We start from the raw sequence: 15,672 nt of genomic DNA on the forward strand, positions 1-15,672 counted from the left end.
CTTGGATCTCGATTGCTTCATCATCCATCTCGAACGCGCGCACGAACGCGCGGCGCAGGTGGCGGCCACGCAAGACGCCCTGCCACTGCGCTGCCGCGTCATGCCGGCGGTGGACGGCCAGGCCATGACCGAGGCGGAAGCGCGCGCTCATGTGCCCGGCCTCCTGCCCCCACGCTATCCCTTCGCGCTGCGCCCTTCGGAGGTGGCGACCTTTCACAGCCACCGCGCCTGCTGGCGCCGGATCGTCGATGAGGGGCTGCCCGCCGCGCTCATTCTCGAGGACGATCTCGAGATCGACACCCAGCGTTTCCTGCCCGCGCTCGAACTGGCATGCGGGGCCGTGCGGGATGGCGATTTCGTGCGCTTCCCGATCAAGCCGCGCGAGGAGGCGGGCGAGGTGATCGCAAAGAACGGCACGGCGCGGCTCGGGCGGCATGACGCGGTGGCGCTCGGGATGGTCGCGCAACTCGTGACGCAAGGCGCCGCGCGCAAGCTGCTGGACGCGACCGAGCGCTTCGACCGCCCCGTCGATACCTTCCTTCAGATGACGTGGGTGCACCGCGTGCGCATCCTCACCGCCTGGCCGACGGGGATCGAGGAAGTCTCGGCGCGCCTCGGCGGCAGCCTCATCCAGCGCAAGGAGGGGCTGTGGCCCAAGCTGCGCCGCGAGGTGCTGCGCCCGATCTATCGGCGCCGCATCGCGGCGCTGGCGCGAAAGCATCCCAATGTCTGAGCCGCGCATCACCATCGTCACCGTGGCCTATAACAGCGCGACTGCGCTGCCACCGATGCTGGAATCGGTGCCGGGCGGCGCGCCGGTGATCGTCGTCGACAACGCCTCGCGCGACCGTACGGCGCTACGCGCCTTGGCGGCGCTGCATCCGAATGTGACACTGATCGAGAACGCGGAGAACGAAGGGTTCGGGCGCGCCTGCAACATCGGCGCGGCGGCGACGACGACCGAATTCGTGATGTTCCTCAACCCCGACACGACCTGCCTTCCCGATACTCTAGACGCGTTGACGACGGCGGCGGATGCGCATCCGCGCGCGGGCGCCTTCAACCCGCTCATTGTGGACGACGCGTGGCGCCCGCACCTGAAACGGCGCAGCGATCTCGATCCGCGCGCGGGCAAGCTGGCCAAGGGCGATCCCGGCGGCGATGTCGCGCTGCCGGTGCTGTCGGGCGCGGCATTGATGGTGCGCCGCGACATCTTCGAGCGTATCGGCGGCTTCGATCCGAAGATTTTCCTCTTCTTCGAGGATGACGATCTGAGCGTTCGGCTGGCCGAGCATGGCCCGCTCATGCTGGCTCAGGGCGCCATCGTGCGGCATTTTGGCGGCGAGTCCTCCGCGCCCAGCCGCACGGGCGAGCGGATCAAGAATTGGCATTGGGGCTGGTCGCAGATCTACGCGGTGCGCAAGCATCGCGGCGGGACCGCCTGCGCCCTGTCCTTCGCCAAGACACTCCTGCGCGCGGCCTCGCCCGCGACGCTGCTTTCCGGTGCGCGGCGGCGCAAATACGGCGCGCGACTTTCAGGAATGTGGGCCGCGCTGCGGGGGCGGGATGCCAGGATGTAAGGCGCGGATCGAAATGGTACGGGCGGCGGGACTCGAACCCGCACGGGCACAAGGCCCAACAGATTTTAAGTCTGGTATGTCTACCATTCCATCACGCCCGCATCGCGCCGGACCATAGACGCATCGCGGGCGGTGTAAAGCTAGAGCGCGTCCTCGGTCTGCTCGAGCACGGGCAGAAGCGCGCGCTCGGACAGCCACGGGTTCATCTCGAGTGCCGCGCGGAGCGCGAGGGCGGCCTCGCCCTTGCGGCCGAGCGCCACCAGCGTCAGCGCCTTGCCCGTGAGGGCGGCCACATGGCGCGGCGTGCGCTCGAGCGCGGCGTCGAGATCGGGGAGCGCAGCCTCGTAATCCTCGCGCAGATAGCGAATGAAAGCGCGCTGGTTGTAGCCTTCGGCATAGTCGGGGCAGTAGTCCACCAAGGCCTCGAACGCCGTCAGCGCGCCGTCGTAGTCGAAGGACTGCCGCCGCTCCATCCCCTCGTCCAGAAGCTCCTGCGCGCGCGTGTCCGGTGCCTCCGCCCAGAGCGCCCACATCTTGTCCGAGACCGCCATGCCCTCGGCCCGTCCGGGCGCGGCCTGCGCCTCCTCGATGAGCGCGGCGAGCGCGTCCGAATGATCGGGCGGGGCCGGGCAATCGGCGCTGGCGGCGGCGGGCGCGGCAAGCGCGAGCGCGAATGCGAGATGTTTCACAGGACATCCTCCGGTGCGTTTTCCTTGACCGCCTGCATGGCGACATAGGTGCTGGTGCCCGCGACATGCGGCAGCGTGGAAATGCGATCGGCCAGCATCTGGCGATAGTCGTTCATGCTGCGCGTACGCACCTTCATAAGGTAGTCGAAATTTCCGGCGATCAAGTGAACCTGCTCGATCTCGGGAATCTTGCGCACCGCCTCGTTGAAGGCCGCAAGGGCCGCCTCGCGCGTGTCGGTCAGCCGGACCTCGACGAAACTGACATGATCCAGCCCGAGGCGGATCGGATCGATCATCGCGCGATAGCCCGAGATCACACCCGCCGTCTCGAGCCTGCGCAGCCGGGCTTGCGTCGGCGACTTGGAAAGACCGATTCGCTGCGCCAGATCGGTGATGCTGATCCGCCCGTCCGTCGCCAGGACCCGCAGGATCGCCTTGTCGAACTTGTCCAATTCGCTTTGCATCGCATCCGCCCTAAATAATGTTCAATCGTCCCGTGGATTTCAATTCAACAGGAAAAACACCTTAGCCTCTCGTGATAGGCTGGATCAATCAGACACCGCCCTTCGGCCCGAGCCAACAAGGATGCAGCCCATGCCATATGATACCGAAGCGCGCCGCGCGATCGACCTGCAAACCTATGCGGACGCCCCGGCCACGATCGACCGTCTCAAGGCCGAGGCGGGCCTCAGCCCCGAAGACCGCGCCCGCATCTGTGCCCGCGGCGCCGATCTGGTGCGCGAGATCCGCGCGCAGTCCGATCCGGGCCTGATGGAGGTTTTCCTCGCCGAATACGGCCTTTCGACCGACGAAGGCATCGCGCTGATGTGCCTGGCCGAGGCGCTCTTGCGCGTGCCCGATGCCGAGACGATCGATGCGCTCATCGAAGACAAGATCGCGCCCTCGGACTGGGGCAAGCATATGGGCCAGTCCACGTCGCCGCTCGTCAATGCCTCGACATGGGCGCTGATGCTGACCGGCAAGGTGCTTCAGGAAGACAAGAAGGGGCCCGTGGGCCATCTGCGCAGCGCGATCAAGCGGATGGGCGAGCCGGTGATCCGCACCGCCGTGGGCCGCGCGATGCGCGAGATGGGCCGCAATTTCGTGCTGGGCGAGAACATCCAGAGCGCGATGGACCGCGCCGCCAAGATGGAGAAGAAGGGGTTCACCTACTCCTACGACATGCTGGGCGAGGCCGCGCGCACCGACCGCGACGCGACGCGCTATCACCTGAGCTATTCGCGCGCGATCAGCGCCATCGCGCAGGCTTGCGTGCATGACGACATCCGCAAGAACCCAGGCATTTCGGTCAAGCTTTCGGCACTGCACCCGCGCTACGAGGTGGCCCAGCGCGAGCAGGTCATGGACATTCTCGTGCCGCGCCTGCGCTCGCTTGCCTTGCTGGCGAAATCGGCGGGCATGGGCCTCAACATCGACGCAGAGGAGGCCGACCGCCTCGCCATCTCACTCGACGTGATCGAGACGGTGATGAGCGAGCCCGCCCTGCATGGCTGGGACGGCTTCGGCGTCGTCGTGCAGGCCTACGGCCAGCGCGCCGGCTATGTGCTCGATTTCCTCTATGAGCTGGCCCAGCGGCTCGACCGGCGGATCATGGTGCGCCTCGTCAAGGGCGCTTATTGGGACACCGAGATCAAGCAATCTCAGGTCGAGGGCGTGGACGGCTTTCCGGTCTTCACCTCCAAGGCCGCGACCGATGTCAGCTACATCGCCAATGCGCGCAAGCTTCTGTCGATGACGGACCGCATCTATCCGCAGTTCGCTACGCATAACGCGCATACCGTCGCCGCCGTGCTCGACATGGCCCAGGACACCGAATCGTTCGAGTTCCAGCGCCTGCACGGCATGGGCGAGGCGCTGCACAAGATCGTCATGGAAAAGCACGGCACGCGCTGCCGCATCTATGCCCCGGTCGGCGCGCATCGCGATCTTCTGGCCTATCTCGTGCGCCGCCTTCTCGAGAACGGCGCGAATTCGAGCTTCGTCAACCAGATCGTGGACGAGGAGGTCGCGCCCGAGATCGTCGCCGCAGATCCCTTCCTGATGGTCGAGCAAGAGCGCGTGCCGCTCCCGAAGGGCCCCGAGCTCTTCCTGCCCGAGCGCGTCAACTCCAAGGGCTTCGATCTAAAGCACCAGCCGACGCTCGATGCGATCGAGGCCGCGCGCGCGCCCTTCGCCACGCATCGATGGAGCGCCGCGCCCGTTCTGGCCGCCAAGGCCGAGCCCGAGGAGGCGCGCCGCGTCGACAACCCCGCCGATCCCGCGGACACGCCCGGCACCGTCGCCCATGCGAGCGCCAAGGATATCGAAACCGCGCTGAGCAAGGCCGAAAAATGGGACGCCCCCGTCGCCGAGCGCGCCGAGGTGCTGGGCAAGATCGCCGACCTCTATGAGGAGAATTACGGCGAGATCTTCGCCATCCTGCACCGCGAGGCCGGCAAGTCGCAGCCCGACGCCGTGGCCGAGCTGCGCGAGGCGGTGGATTTCCTGCGCTATTACGGCGCCAACGCGCCCGAGGGCGAGGCCGTGGGCACCTTCACCTGCATCAGCCCGTGGAACTTCCCGCTGGCCATCTTCACCGGCCAGATCGCAGCGGCGCTTGCAGCGGGCAACGCGGTGCTCTCGAAGCCTGCCGAGCAGACGCCGATCATCGCGCATTTCGCCGTGGGCCTCATGCACAAGGCGGGTGTGCCGAAATCGGCGTTGCAACTCTTGCCCGGCGGCGGCGAGGTTGGCGCGGCGCTGACCTCGGATGCGCGCGTCGGCGGCGTGGCCTTCACCGGCTCGACCGCGACGGCGATGAAGATCCGCTCGGCCATGGCCAAACATCTGGCGCCCGGCGCGCCCCTCATCGCCGAAACGGGCGGCATGAACTGCATGATCGTGGACAGCACCGCGCTGCCCGAACAGGCCGTTCAGGCGATCATCGAATCGGCCTTCCAGTCGGCGGGCCAGCGCTGCTCGGCCCTGCGCTGCCTCTATGTGCAGGAAGACATCGCCGAGGAATTCACCCGCATGCTGACCGGCGCGATGGAGGCGCTGGTGATCGGCAAGCCTTGGGATCTGAGCACGGATTGCGGCCCGGTCATCGACGAGACCGCCCGCGCCGGCATCGCCGAGCATATCCAGAAGGCGCGCGCCGAGGGCCGGCTGATCCACGAGCTGAAGACGCCGAATTCCGGCACGTATGTGGCGCCGACCCTCATCAAGGTGAACAGCGTGGGCGAGCTCGAGCGCGAAATCTTCGGCCCGGTGCTGCATATGGCGACCTTCGGCGCGACCGAACTCGACACCGTCATCGAGGAAATCAACAGCACCGGCTACGGCCTCACCTTCGGGCTGATGACGCGCATCGACGACCGCGTGCAATACGTGACCGAGCGGGTGATGGTCGGCAACATCTACGTCAACCGCAACCAGATCGGCGCGATCGTCGGCAGCCAGCCCTTCGGCGGCGAGGGCCTTTCGGGCACCGGACCCAAGGCGGGCGGGCCGCACTATCTCGCGCGGTTCTGCGCCCATCCCGCGCCCGAGGCGGGCGAGGATTGGGAAGGCGTGATGAAGCCCAAGGACATCCAGGCCGCGCTCGACAAGGGCAAGCGGCTCGACATGCTGCCGCGCGAGGACCAGCTCATGCCGGGGCCGACGGGCGAGTCGAACCGCCTGACGAGCCACGCGCGCCACCCGCTTCTGTGCATGGGCCCCGGTCCCGAAGCCGCCAAGGCGCAGGCGCGCGCGGTCGTGGGGCTCGGCGGCCTCGCCGTCGAGGCGACGGGCACCGTTCCGCCCGAGGCGCTGAGCTCGCTCACCGGCCTTTCGGGCGCGCTCTACTGGGGCGATGCCGAGATGGCGCGCCCCTATGCCAAGGCCCTCAGCGAGCGCACCGGCCCGATTCTGCCGCTCATCACCGGGCTGCCCGATGCGGGCCACGTTCTGAACGAGCGTCACGTCTGCGTCGACACCACGGCGGCGGGCGGTAATGCCGCGCTTCTGGGCGGCACAAGCTGACTTGACCGCATCACGGCATGGGGCCAACGTGGCCCCATGTTTCCCATCCGCGACCATAACCCCTCGGGGCGCACGCCCTATGTGACCTATGCGCTGATGGCGGCCAATATCGGCATATTCCTCAGCTACTGGCCGCTATTCACCGATCCCTACGCGCTCAACGCCTTCTATTTCCAATGGGCGTTGATCCCGGCCAAGCTGATGCAGCAAGGCAGCGTCGAGACGCTGGTGACCTCCATGTTCCTGCATGGCGGGCTGATGCACCTTGCGGGCAACATGCTTTTCCTGTGGATCTTCGGCGACAACCTCGAGGATGAGATGGGGCATCTGCGCTATCTCGGCTTCTACCTCGCCTGCGGGATCGGCGCGGGGCTGGCGCAGCTTGTCTTCGAGCCCTTCTCGCCCGTGCCGATGGTGGGCGCGTCGGGGGCCATCGCGGGGGTGATGGGCGGCTACCTGCTGCTTTTCCCGAAGGCGAAGGTCGATATCCTCATCATTCTCGTCGTAATCTTCCGCATCCTGCCCCTGCCCGCCTGGATCATGCTCGGCCTCTGGTTCGCGCTCCAGCTTTTCGGCGGGCTCTCGACACCCACCGGCGGGGGCGGTGTCGCCTATTGGGCGCATGCGGGCGGGTTCATCATCGGCGCGGCGCTGACGCTGCCGCTGCTGAGGCGGCTCGGCGGCACGCGCTTCTGGGAGCGCACCCACGGGCATCCGCCCCATCCCGAGGCGCGCTATGCGTTCAGACGCTCGCCCATCCCGAAAGTGAGACGCAAATGAACGGCACCTGCCATTGCGGCGCGGTCGAACTCCGCGTGACCCTGTCGGACGGCCTCAGCACCGCCCGCCGCTGCGATTGCAGCTTTTGCGCGCGGCGCGGTGCGGCAGCCGTGACGGCGCCCCTCGGCGGGGTGGAGGTGGTGCGCGGCGCGGACAAGCTGACGCTCTACACCTTCGGCACGCATACGGCGCAGCATTACTTCTGCTCGGTCTGCGGGATCTACACGCATCATCGGCGCCGCTCGAACCCCAATGAATACGGGGTGAACCTCGGCATCCTCGACGGCGCGCATCCGCGCGATCTGGGCGATATCGGCTGGGTCGACGGGATCAATCACCCCTCCGACCGCTGAGCCTATTGATTGCGGATGATCTTGGCGAACTTGGCGAAAATCGCGTTGTTGGCGCAGATCACCGCGCCTTCGTCGAGAATCTCGCGCCCTTCGGTCATCGGCTCGACCAGCGCGCCTGCCTCCTTGGCGATCAGAAGGCCCGCGGCCATGTCCCAAGGCTTCAGCCGCCGCTCCCAGAAACCGTCATAGCGGCCCGCCGCGACATAGGCGAGATCGAGCGCCGCCGAGCCGAAACGGCGCACGCCCGCCGTCGCGGGCAAAAGCCGCGCCAGATCCTGAAGCGTATGCGGCAGATCGCTGCGCCCGCCGAAGGGCAGGCCGGTCGCGAAGATGCTCTCGATCAGCTTGTCGCGGCCCGACACGCGCAGGCGCGATTCGTTCATCCACGCGCCCTCGCCCTTCTCGGCGAAGAAAAGCTCGTCCTTGGAGGCGTCGTAGACGACGCCCGCCACGATCTGCCCCTTGTGCTCGAGCGCGATCGAGACGGCCCAATGCGCGAGGCCGTGCAGATAGTTGGTGGTCCCGTCGAGCGGATCGACGATCCAGCGGCGGGTCGGATCGGTGCCCGGCTCCTCGCCACCCTCCTCGGCCAGCCAGCCATAGGTCGGACGCGCGTTCATCAGCTCGGACTTGATGATCTGCTCGGCGGCGATATCGGCGCGGCTGACGAAATCGCCGGCGCCCTTCATCGAGACCTGAAGGTTCTCGACCTCCCGAAAATCCTTGGCCAGCGCACGCCCCGCCTTGCGGGCCGCCTTCATCATCACGTTCATGTTCGCGCTGAGTGCCATGGGTCGTCCTATCCTCGGGGTCAAGTCGCGCGTATAGGCCGGGAGGACGAAGGCCGCAAGGGGGCGGGGCGCGACCGGGCCGCAAGCGGCGGCCCCTGCACCGCGCACCCCGGCGCGCTCATTTCGGCGCCATGAAGAACTCCTCGCGGACGATCTTGCTGCCCTCGACCGTGTAGATGGCGATCTCGCTCAGCGTCATCTTGCGGCCCGTTTCCTTCTGCGTGACCTCGACCTCGAAACGCACGCCGAAGCGGTTGGGCGGATGCACGTAAGGCCCATCCGCGTCGAGCCTGTGGATCTCGTGACCTGCCGCCCAGCTTTCGCGCTTGGCCTTGATCGCGCCGCTGCCCTTGGCGATCCGCACGTCGCGCCCCGGCGGATTGACCGCCTCGACCGATTCCGCGTGCTCGGCATAAAGCGCATCCACATGCGCGATCCCGCGTTGCTCGCGCATCGCCGCGACGAACTCCCGCCCCAGTTTCACCAGATCTTCCATGCCTTCCCTCCTTTTGATGGCCGCGCGCGCCGCGCCGTCACTTGACGACGTGAACCGCGCAGGTCGCGTGCCGCACCACATAGGCCGCGGTGCTGCCGAGGATGAAATCGCCGAAGCCCGGCTGATGCGAATTGACGATGATGAGATCGACGTCGTTCTTCTTGGCATGGTTGACGATGGTGCGCCCCGAATGGCCGTCCACGATCTTGCCGTCCACACCCGGAAGATCGCGCGTCAGCTTGTCCATCTCCTTTTGCAGTTCGACCCGCAGATTGGCCGAAGCCTGCTCGGGCACATAAGAGGTGGCATAGGCCGGAAGCTGCTCCATCACGTGCAAAAGCGTGATCTTCGCGTCGCTCGCACCGAGGCTCGTGGCCAGCTTGAGCACCTTGGCATGGTCTTTGTCCTCATCGAAAACGACGGGCACGAGGATGGTCTTGTACATGGCTTTCCCTCCGATTCATGCCGTCATGCTAGGCCGGTCGCGCCGCGCAGGCTTTGATGCAGATCAGATGGGATCGCCCTTCAGGGCGCGGCGGGCGGGCCTTTGGACACCGCTTCGCGCCGCTGGAGCCGCACCGGAATCTCACGCGCCAGTTTCAGCAGATGCGCCATGAAAGGCTTGGACGCGTCGTCGTCGCGAATCGCGGCGTAGAGCCGCTTGGTGAGGCCGGACTCGGTGATCGGGCGCACCACGTAATCCGTACTGGTGCGCAATTCGCGCACCACCCAGTCCGGAAGCACGGCGACGCCGCGGTTGCTGGCCACGAGGAGAAGGATCACCGCCGTCAGTTCGACCTGCCGGATCGACGCCGGCTCGACCTTGGCGGGCGTCAGAAGCTCAGTGAAGACATCGAGCCGCGAGCGGTCGACCGGATAGGTGATGAGCGTCTGGCCCCGGAAATCCGCGGCCTCGACGAAATCCTTCTGCGCGAGCGGGTGCAGCGCAGAGGCAAGGAAAACCGGCTCGTAATCGAAAAGCGGCTTGAACCCGATGCCGCGCAGCGCCTCGGGATCGGAGCTGACCACGAGGTCCACCTCCTCTTTCTGGAGCGCGGGAAGCGCGTCGAAGGCAAGGCCGGGGCGTATATCCACATCGACATCGGGCCAGTTCTTGCGAAACGCCTCGAGCACGGGAAAGAGCCACTCGAAACAGGCGTGACACTCGATCGCGATGTGAAGCCGCCCCGAGCTGCCGTCGCGCACGCCGGAGAATTCGGCTTCGAGCGCCTCGATCTCGGGCAAAACTTTTTCGGCCACACGCAGAAGGCGTATCCCCGCCGCCGAGAGCGTCATCGGCTTCGAGCGGCGCACGAAAAGCTCGACCCCCGCCTGATCCTCCAGCCCCTTGATCTGATGGCTGAGCGCGCTTTGCGTGATGTTGAGCTGATCGGCCGCCTTGGCCAGACCGCCACAGGCATGAATGGCGCGGATCGTGCGCAGATGGCGGAACTCGATATGCATCTATTAGTTGGCCTCATGTTGAACGTGAATATTATGAATTTGCGTAATTTAAGCGCAAGAGCGACAAAGGCTCAACACCTTGAACAGGAAAAGCATCATGACCGCGCCGAATGTCTCTTTCGAATTCTTCCCGCCGAAATCGCTCGAGGCGTCGTTTCGCCTTTGGGATACCGTCCACACGCTGGCCCCGCTTCAGCCGCGCTTCATCTCGGTCACTTACGGCGCGGGCGGCACCACGCGCACGCTGACGCGCGAGGCGGTCGGCACGCTCCACGGCGCGACCGGGCTCAACGTGGCGGCGCATCTGACTTGCGTGAACGCGTCGAAGGCGGAGACGTTGGGCATCGCTGACGAGTTTCACGCGGCGGGGGTGCGCGAGATCGTGGCGCTGCGCGGCGACGCGCCCAAGGGCTCGGGCGGGTTCGCGCCGCATCCCGAGGGCTTCCGCGACAGTTGCGAGCTCATCGCGGCGCTGAAGGAGCGCGATCAGTTCACCATCCGCGTCGGCGCCTATCCCGAGGTGCATCCCGAAGCCGCCGACGAGGCCGCCGATGTCGCATATCTCAAGCGCAAATTCGATGCGGGTGCGGATGAGGCGATCACGCAATTCTTCTTCGATGCCGACACCTTCCTGCGCTTTCGCGATCGCTGCGCGGCGGCGGGCATCGACAAGCCGATCATTCCGGGCATCTTTCCGATCGAGAATTGGCAAGGCGCGCGCCGCTTCGCGCTCTCCTGCGGCACGTCGGTGCCCGAGTGGCTCGACAATGCGTTCACCACGGCCGAGCGCGACGGGCGCAGCGAATTGCTCGCCATCGCTCAGGCGACCGAAATGTGCTCGAAGCTGATGGAGCACGGGGTCGAGGATCTGCATTTCTACACGCTCAACAAGCCCGAATTGACGCGCGACATCTGCCATGCGCTCGGCGTGACCCCGAAGGTCGAGCTGCGCGACGTCGCCTGAGGCGGACGCTGTTCGAAACGAAGCGCCGCCCGGTCAGCCGGGCGGCGTTTTCGCGTGCCGCGCGGTCTCGTGCACCGCTTCGGACGGATCGCGCCCCACCTCGCGCCGCGCGCGCAGGAGAAAGAGCCAGCCCCAGCCGCGCCATGTGCCGACGGAAGGCGCCTCGGGGTCGCAGTCCATTACGCCGCGCCAGCCCTCGGGCAGGGGCAGGCCCGCCGCCGCGCCGCGCTCCAGCATCCAGACAAGCGGGATATTGGCGAGCGGGCGCGCCGCCTCGAACCCTTGAAGATGGCCGCCCACATCGCCATGCGCGCCGCGAAACCACATCTGCTGCACATCCTCGCAGGTATCCGGCGCGGAACGCCAGAGCACCGGGCGATAGGCGACGCGCGTCTCATCGAGCGCCAGCGCGTGATAGCCATGCCGCACCGACGCGCCGAGCGCGGCCGAATGAAACGCGTAGGCCGCAGCGCCCCAACGCCAGAGAAGCGGCAGGCGCAGGCCCAGCGCCTTGACCGTATCGAAGACGCCGACCATCTCGATCGGCACGCCCGGATGGCAGCGCGCACGGCGATGCGCGGCGAGCACCTCGGGGCCGGGCGGGGTGCGGTAGTGCCGCCAGGCGAGACGCACGTTGCGCTCGGTCGCCTCCTCGGCGCGCAAGAGCCCGACCCTCTCGATCGCGCCGGCGAGCGAGCGCACCGCATAGGCGCCCCGCGAATAGCCGATGAGAAAGATCCGGTCGCCCGGCCGGTAGCGGCTCGCCAGATGCCCGTAGGCGCGCCGGATCTGCCGGTTCAGCCCGCGCCCCATCATCACATCGAGCGTGCCGCGCCAGTCCTGCCATTGCAGCCCAGCCTCGTAATAAAGGTTGAGATGCGTGCCGCGCTCGGCCGAGAGGATGCGATAGATGCGCCCGGCATTGCTTTCCTCGCCCGGCACGAGCGAGGACATGGTGCCGTCGAGGATCACGACATGCGCGACCGAGCCGCGCCGCGCATGCCCGCCCTCGCGCCCGGCCCGCAGATGCTCCTCTCCGCCCGGCAGGGCCCATTCATAGAGGCGCCTGACCCATTTGCGCAGCATCATTCTTGCCTCTGTCGAGCGCGGCGAAGCCTGTCTATCATCTGTTGATGATGCCGCGGCGCGCCCGTGGCCTCAAGCATCCCCATGCTTCATCTTGGCAGAAATACTCACAGCGCCACGTCAGCCTCGCCGCACGCCGCGGGCTTCCCCTTTACCGCCGAATTGGCTAAGCCTCGCGCGAGGCGAGAAGGAGCGATCCCATGGCGATGGACAAGACATTCGATGCGGCCACGGCCGAGGCGCGGATCTACGAGGCATGGGAGCGCGCGGGCGCGTTCGAGGCGGGCGCGAATGCGCGGCCCGGTGCGCCGACCTTCAGCATCATGATCCCGCCGCCGAACGTGACCGGCAGCCTGCACATGGGCCATGCCTTCAACAACACGCTTCAGGATATCCTGATCCGCTGGCACCGCATGCGCGGGCATGACACGCTCTGGCAGCCCGGCACCGATCACGCGGGCATCGCGACACAGATGGTGACCGAGCGCGACATGGCCGCCAAGGGCGAGCCGACGCGCACCGAGATGGGCCGCGAGGCCTTCGAGCGCCGCGTCTGGGAGCAGAAGATCGCCTCGCGCGGGACGATCATCGGCCAGCTCAAGCGCCTCGGCGCCTCCGCCGACTGGTCGCGCGAGGCCTTCACCATGTCGGGCGCCCCCTCGGCGCCCGAGGGCGAGGAAGGCAATTTCCACGACGCCGTCATCAAGGTCTTCGTCGACATGTACGACAAGGGCCTCATCTATCGCGGCAAGCGGCTGGTGAACTGGGACCCGCATTTCGAGACGGCGATCTCGGATCTCGAGGTCGAGAATGTCGATGTTGCCGGCCATATGTGGCACTTCAAATACCCGCTCGCCAACGGCGCGACCTATGAATATCTCGAGAAGGACAAGGACGGGAACGTCGTCTTCCGCGAGGAGCGCGACTACATCTCGATCGCGACGACCCGCCCCGAGACGATGCTGGGCGACGGCGCGGTGGCCGTCCATCCCTCGGACGCGCGGTATGCGCCCATCGTGGGCCAGCTTTGCGAAATCCCGGTCGGCCCGAAAGAGCATCGCCGCCTCATCCCGATCATCACCGACGAGTATCCCGATCCCGATTTCGGCTCGGGCGCGGTCAAGATCACCGGCGCGCATGATTTCAACGATTACGGCGTCGCCCAGCGCGGCGGCATTCCCTGCTACCGCCTAATGGACACCCGCGCACGGATGCGCGACGACGGCGCGCCCTATGCCGAGGCGGCCGCCATCGCGATGGAGGTGGCCGAGGGCAAGCGCAGCCTGAGCGTGGCCGAGGCCGACGCGGTCAACCTCGTCCCCGATCACCTGCGCGGGCTGGACAGGTTCGAGGCGCGCGCCAAGGTGGTCGAAGAGATCACGGCCGAGGGCCTTGCGGTGATAACGCAGGCGCATGACCCGCGCCTGGGCAAGGCGGCGACCAAGCCCGTTGCTCCCGAGGAGGGCGGCGAGGCGCGCGAGGAGAGCCTCGTGCCGCTGGTCGAGGCCAAGCAGATCATGCAGCCCTTCGGCGACCGCTCGAAAGTGGTGATCGAGCCGATGCTGACGGATCAATGGTTCGTCGACACCCGGCAGATCGTCGGCCCCGCGCTCGAGGCCGTGCGCTCGGGCGAGGTCACGATCCTGCCCGAGAGCGACCGCAAGGTCTATTTCCACTGGCTCGAGAATATCGAGCCCTGGTGCATCTCGCGCCAGCTCTGGTGGGGGCACCAGATCCCGGTCTGGTACGGGCTCGATCTCGAGCGCGGGACGTTCCGCGACGACGAGGGCGACGGCGCGCTCGATCTGGTCGAGATGCAGCGTCTCCTCTGGGATCAGTCCATGCCGCCGGGCACCGACCGCTACCATGCCGCACCCGATTTCGACGCCCTTGGCGACAAGTTCGCCGACGTGCTCGCGGGCCTGCCGACACCGCTCGATCACGCGCGGCTCGTCGAAGTCGCGAGCCGCGAGGACGCGATGCACCGGCTGGCCGAGAGCCTCGCCGACTACGTCTCGACGCAGGACCCGACCAAACTGGTCTATCCCGTGTGGCGCGATCCGGACGTTCTCGACACGTGGTTTTCGTCCGGCCTCTGGCCCATCGGCACGCTCGGCTGGCCCGAAAAGACGCCCGAGCTCGAGAAGTACTTCCCGACCAGCGTTCTCATCACCGGCTTCGACATCATCTTCTTCTGGGTCGCCCGCATGATGATGATGCAATATGCCGTGGTGGGTCAAAAGCCCTTCGGCCATGTCTATGTCCACGCCCTCGTCCGCGACGAGAAGGGCAAGAAGATGTCGAAATCCCTCGGCAACGTGCTCGATCCGTTGGAGCTGATCGACGAATACGGCACCGATGCCGTGCGCTTCACCCTGACCGCGATGGCGGCGATGGGCCGCGATCTGAAACTCAGCCCCCAGCGCATCGCAGGCTACCGCAATTTCGGCACCAAGCTTTGGAACGCCGCCCGCTTCGCCGAGATGAACGGCGCAACGCCCGGCGATCTGGGGGCCGCCTATGATGCGGCCACGCCCCCCGCCCCGAACGAGACCGTCAACAAGTGGATCGTCGGCGAGACCGCCAAGGTGCGCGCCGAGGTCGATGCCGCGCTCGAGGCCTATCGCTTCAACGACGCCGCCAGCGCGCTCTACGCCTTCGTCTGGGGCAAGGTCTGCGACTGGTATGTCGAATTCTCCAAGCCGCTTCTGATGGACGGCACCGACGCGGTGAAACGCGAGACGCAGGAGACGATGGCCTGGGTGATCGACCAGTGCCTGATCCTCATGCACCCCATCATGCCCTTCGTCACCGAAGAGCTTTGGGGCAGCCTCGGGCAGCGCGGCAAGATGCTGATCCACGCCGATTGGCCCGACTACGGCACCGAGCGCGTCGATGCGGCGGCGGACCGCGAGATGAACTGGGTGATCTCGCTCATCGAGGCGGTGCGCAGCGCGCGCGCGCAGATGCATGTGCCGGCGGGCGCCAAGATCCCGCTTCTGGCCACATCGCTCGACGACGCGGGCCGCGCCGCATGGGAGCGCAACGAAGCGATGATCCTGCGGCTGGCGCGCGTCACCGGCCTCGAGCATATCGATGCCTTCCCCAAGGGCTGCGCGACCGTCGCGGTCGAGGGTGGCACGTTCGGCCTGCCGCTCGCGGGCATCATCGACGTGGAGGCCGAGAAGACCCGTCTCGAAAAGACGCTCGGCAAGCTCGACAAGGAGATCGGCGGCCTGAAAGGGCGCGTGAACAACCCGAGCTTCGTCGCCTCCGCCCCCGAAGACGTGGTCGAGGAAGCGCGTGAAAACCTCGCGCTCCGCGAAGAAGAAGCCGCGACCCTGCGCGCCGCGCTGGCGCGACTGAACGAGCTGGGCTGAGGCGCAACCTGCCCGCCGGGGGCCGCCTTCGGCGAACCAATTAGAGCCAAGATGCAAGCCTGC

Annotated in this window: 14 protein-coding genes and 1 tRNA gene; 7 read left to right on the forward strand and 8 right to left on the reverse strand. The window is 66.8% G+C overall.

Annotated elements, in window-relative coordinates; all coding sequences use genetic code 11:
• The first annotated feature begins 1 nt into the window (after nucleotide 1).
• Both ACGRVM_RS10255 and ACGRVM_RS10260 read left to right on the forward strand, forming a co-directional pair.
• Nucleotides 2-733 (forward strand): glycosyltransferase family 25 protein, encoded by a 732-nt coding sequence (locus tag ACGRVM_RS10255; protein ID WP_377170207.1) that lies wholly within the window; start codon nucleotides 2-4, stop codon nucleotides 731-733.
• A complete protein-coding gene (locus ACGRVM_RS10260; protein WP_377170206.1) occupies nucleotides 726-1,580 on the forward strand; it encodes a glycosyltransferase family 2 protein in 855 nt (284 codons plus the stop codon). The genes ACGRVM_RS10255 and ACGRVM_RS10260 overlap by 8 nt, the downstream gene beginning before the upstream one ends.
• A gap of 14 nt (nucleotides 1,581-1,594) precedes the next feature.
• Here ACGRVM_RS10260 and ACGRVM_RS10265 read toward each other — a convergent pair.
• The 3 genes from ACGRVM_RS10265 to ACGRVM_RS10275 form a co-directional block, all read right to left on the reverse strand.
• A tRNA-Leu gene (locus tag ACGRVM_RS10265) sits at nucleotides 1,595-1,681 on the reverse strand.
• A 39-nt stretch (nucleotides 1,682-1,720) separates the two neighbouring features.
• Entirely contained in the window at nucleotides 1,721-2,269 is a 549-nt protein-coding gene (locus tag ACGRVM_RS10270; RefSeq protein ID WP_377170204.1) for a tetratricopeptide repeat protein, read from the reverse strand.
• The gene (locus ACGRVM_RS10275) at nucleotides 2,266-2,733 is read right to left on the reverse strand and encodes an Lrp/AsnC family transcriptional regulator (protein ID WP_377170202.1); all 468 of its coding nucleotides are present in this window, start codon (nucleotides 2,731-2,733) and stop codon (nucleotides 2,266-2,268) included. Before ACGRVM_RS10275 ends, ACGRVM_RS10270 begins: the two co-directional genes overlap by 4 nt.
• A 130-nt stretch (nucleotides 2,734-2,863) precedes the next feature.
• Here ACGRVM_RS10275 and putA point away from each other — a divergent pair, with 130 nt between their 5' ends.
• From putA to ACGRVM_RS10290, 3 genes are read left to right on the forward strand one after another with little or no spacing between them, the layout of a single operon-like run.
• Nucleotides 2,864-6,295 (forward strand): bifunctional proline dehydrogenase/L-glutamate gamma-semialdehyde dehydrogenase PutA, encoded by a 3,432-nt coding sequence (gene putA / locus ACGRVM_RS10280; RefSeq protein WP_377170200.1) that lies wholly within the window; start codon nucleotides 2,864-2,866, stop codon nucleotides 6,293-6,295.
• Nucleotides 6,296-6,331: 36 nt separating this feature from the next.
• On the forward strand, nucleotides 6,332-7,075 hold the full coding sequence (locus ACGRVM_RS10285; RefSeq protein WP_377170198.1) for a rhomboid family intramembrane serine protease: 744 nt from the start codon (nucleotides 6,332-6,334) through the stop codon (nucleotides 7,073-7,075).
• Nucleotides 7,072-7,428 carry a GFA family protein gene (locus ACGRVM_RS10290; RefSeq protein WP_377170196.1) on the forward strand — a complete coding sequence of 119 codons (357 nt, stop codon included), beginning with the start codon at nucleotides 7,072-7,074 and terminating at the stop codon, nucleotides 7,426-7,428. The genes ACGRVM_RS10285 and ACGRVM_RS10290 overlap by 4 nt, the downstream gene beginning before the upstream one ends.
• 2 nt (nucleotides 7,429-7,430) lie before the next feature.
• Here ACGRVM_RS10290 and ACGRVM_RS10295 read toward each other — a convergent pair whose 3' ends face one another.
• The 4 genes from ACGRVM_RS10295 to ACGRVM_RS10310 form a co-directional block, all read right to left on the reverse strand.
• A complete protein-coding gene (locus ACGRVM_RS10295) occupies nucleotides 7,431-8,219 on the reverse strand; it encodes an inositol monophosphatase family protein (RefSeq protein WP_377170194.1) in 789 nt (262 codons plus the stop codon).
• A 118-nt stretch (nucleotides 8,220-8,337) separates the two neighbouring features.
• Nucleotides 8,338-8,715: a SnoaL-like domain-containing protein gene (locus tag ACGRVM_RS10300; RefSeq protein WP_377170192.1), complete on the reverse strand. Its 378-nt coding sequence runs from the start codon at nucleotides 8,713-8,715 to the stop codon at nucleotides 8,338-8,340.
• Between the two features lie 37 nt (nucleotides 8,716-8,752).
• Nucleotides 8,753-9,160 (reverse strand): universal stress protein, encoded by a 408-nt coding sequence (locus ACGRVM_RS10305; protein WP_377170190.1) that lies wholly within the window; start codon nucleotides 9,158-9,160, stop codon nucleotides 8,753-8,755.
• Nucleotides 9,161-9,240: 80 nt separating this feature from the next.
• On the reverse strand, nucleotides 9,241-10,179 hold the full coding sequence (locus ACGRVM_RS10310; RefSeq protein WP_377170188.1) for a LysR family transcriptional regulator: 939 nt from the start codon (nucleotides 10,177-10,179) through the stop codon (nucleotides 9,241-9,243).
• A gap of 97 nt (nucleotides 10,180-10,276) precedes the next feature.
• Between ACGRVM_RS10310 and metF the strand changes: the two genes are divergently transcribed.
• Entirely contained in the window at nucleotides 10,277-11,143 is an 867-nt protein-coding gene (metF, locus tag ACGRVM_RS10315) for a methylenetetrahydrofolate reductase [NAD(P)H] (protein ID WP_377170186.1), read from the forward strand.
• 33 nt (nucleotides 11,144-11,176) lie between these two features.
• On the opposite strand, the gene ACGRVM_RS10320 is transcribed toward metF, so the two are convergent.
• Complete coding sequence (locus ACGRVM_RS10320; RefSeq protein WP_377170183.1) at nucleotides 11,177-12,232, reverse strand: DUF2235 domain-containing protein; 1,056 nt, start codon at nucleotides 12,230-12,232, stop codon at nucleotides 11,177-11,179.
• 197 nt (nucleotides 12,233-12,429) lie between these two features.
• On the opposite strand from ACGRVM_RS10320, the gene ACGRVM_RS10325 reads away from it, so the two are divergent.
• Complete coding sequence (locus ACGRVM_RS10325; RefSeq protein WP_377170180.1) at nucleotides 12,430-15,609, forward strand: valine--tRNA ligase; 3,180 nt, start codon at nucleotides 12,430-12,432, stop codon at nucleotides 15,607-15,609.
• Nucleotides 15,610-15,672: the final 63 nt, after the last annotated feature.

Source organism: Roseovarius aquimarinus (assembly GCF_043661195.1).
Lineage (GTDB): Bacteria > Pseudomonadota > Alphaproteobacteria > Rhodobacterales > Rhodobacteraceae > Roseovarius > Roseovarius aquimarinus.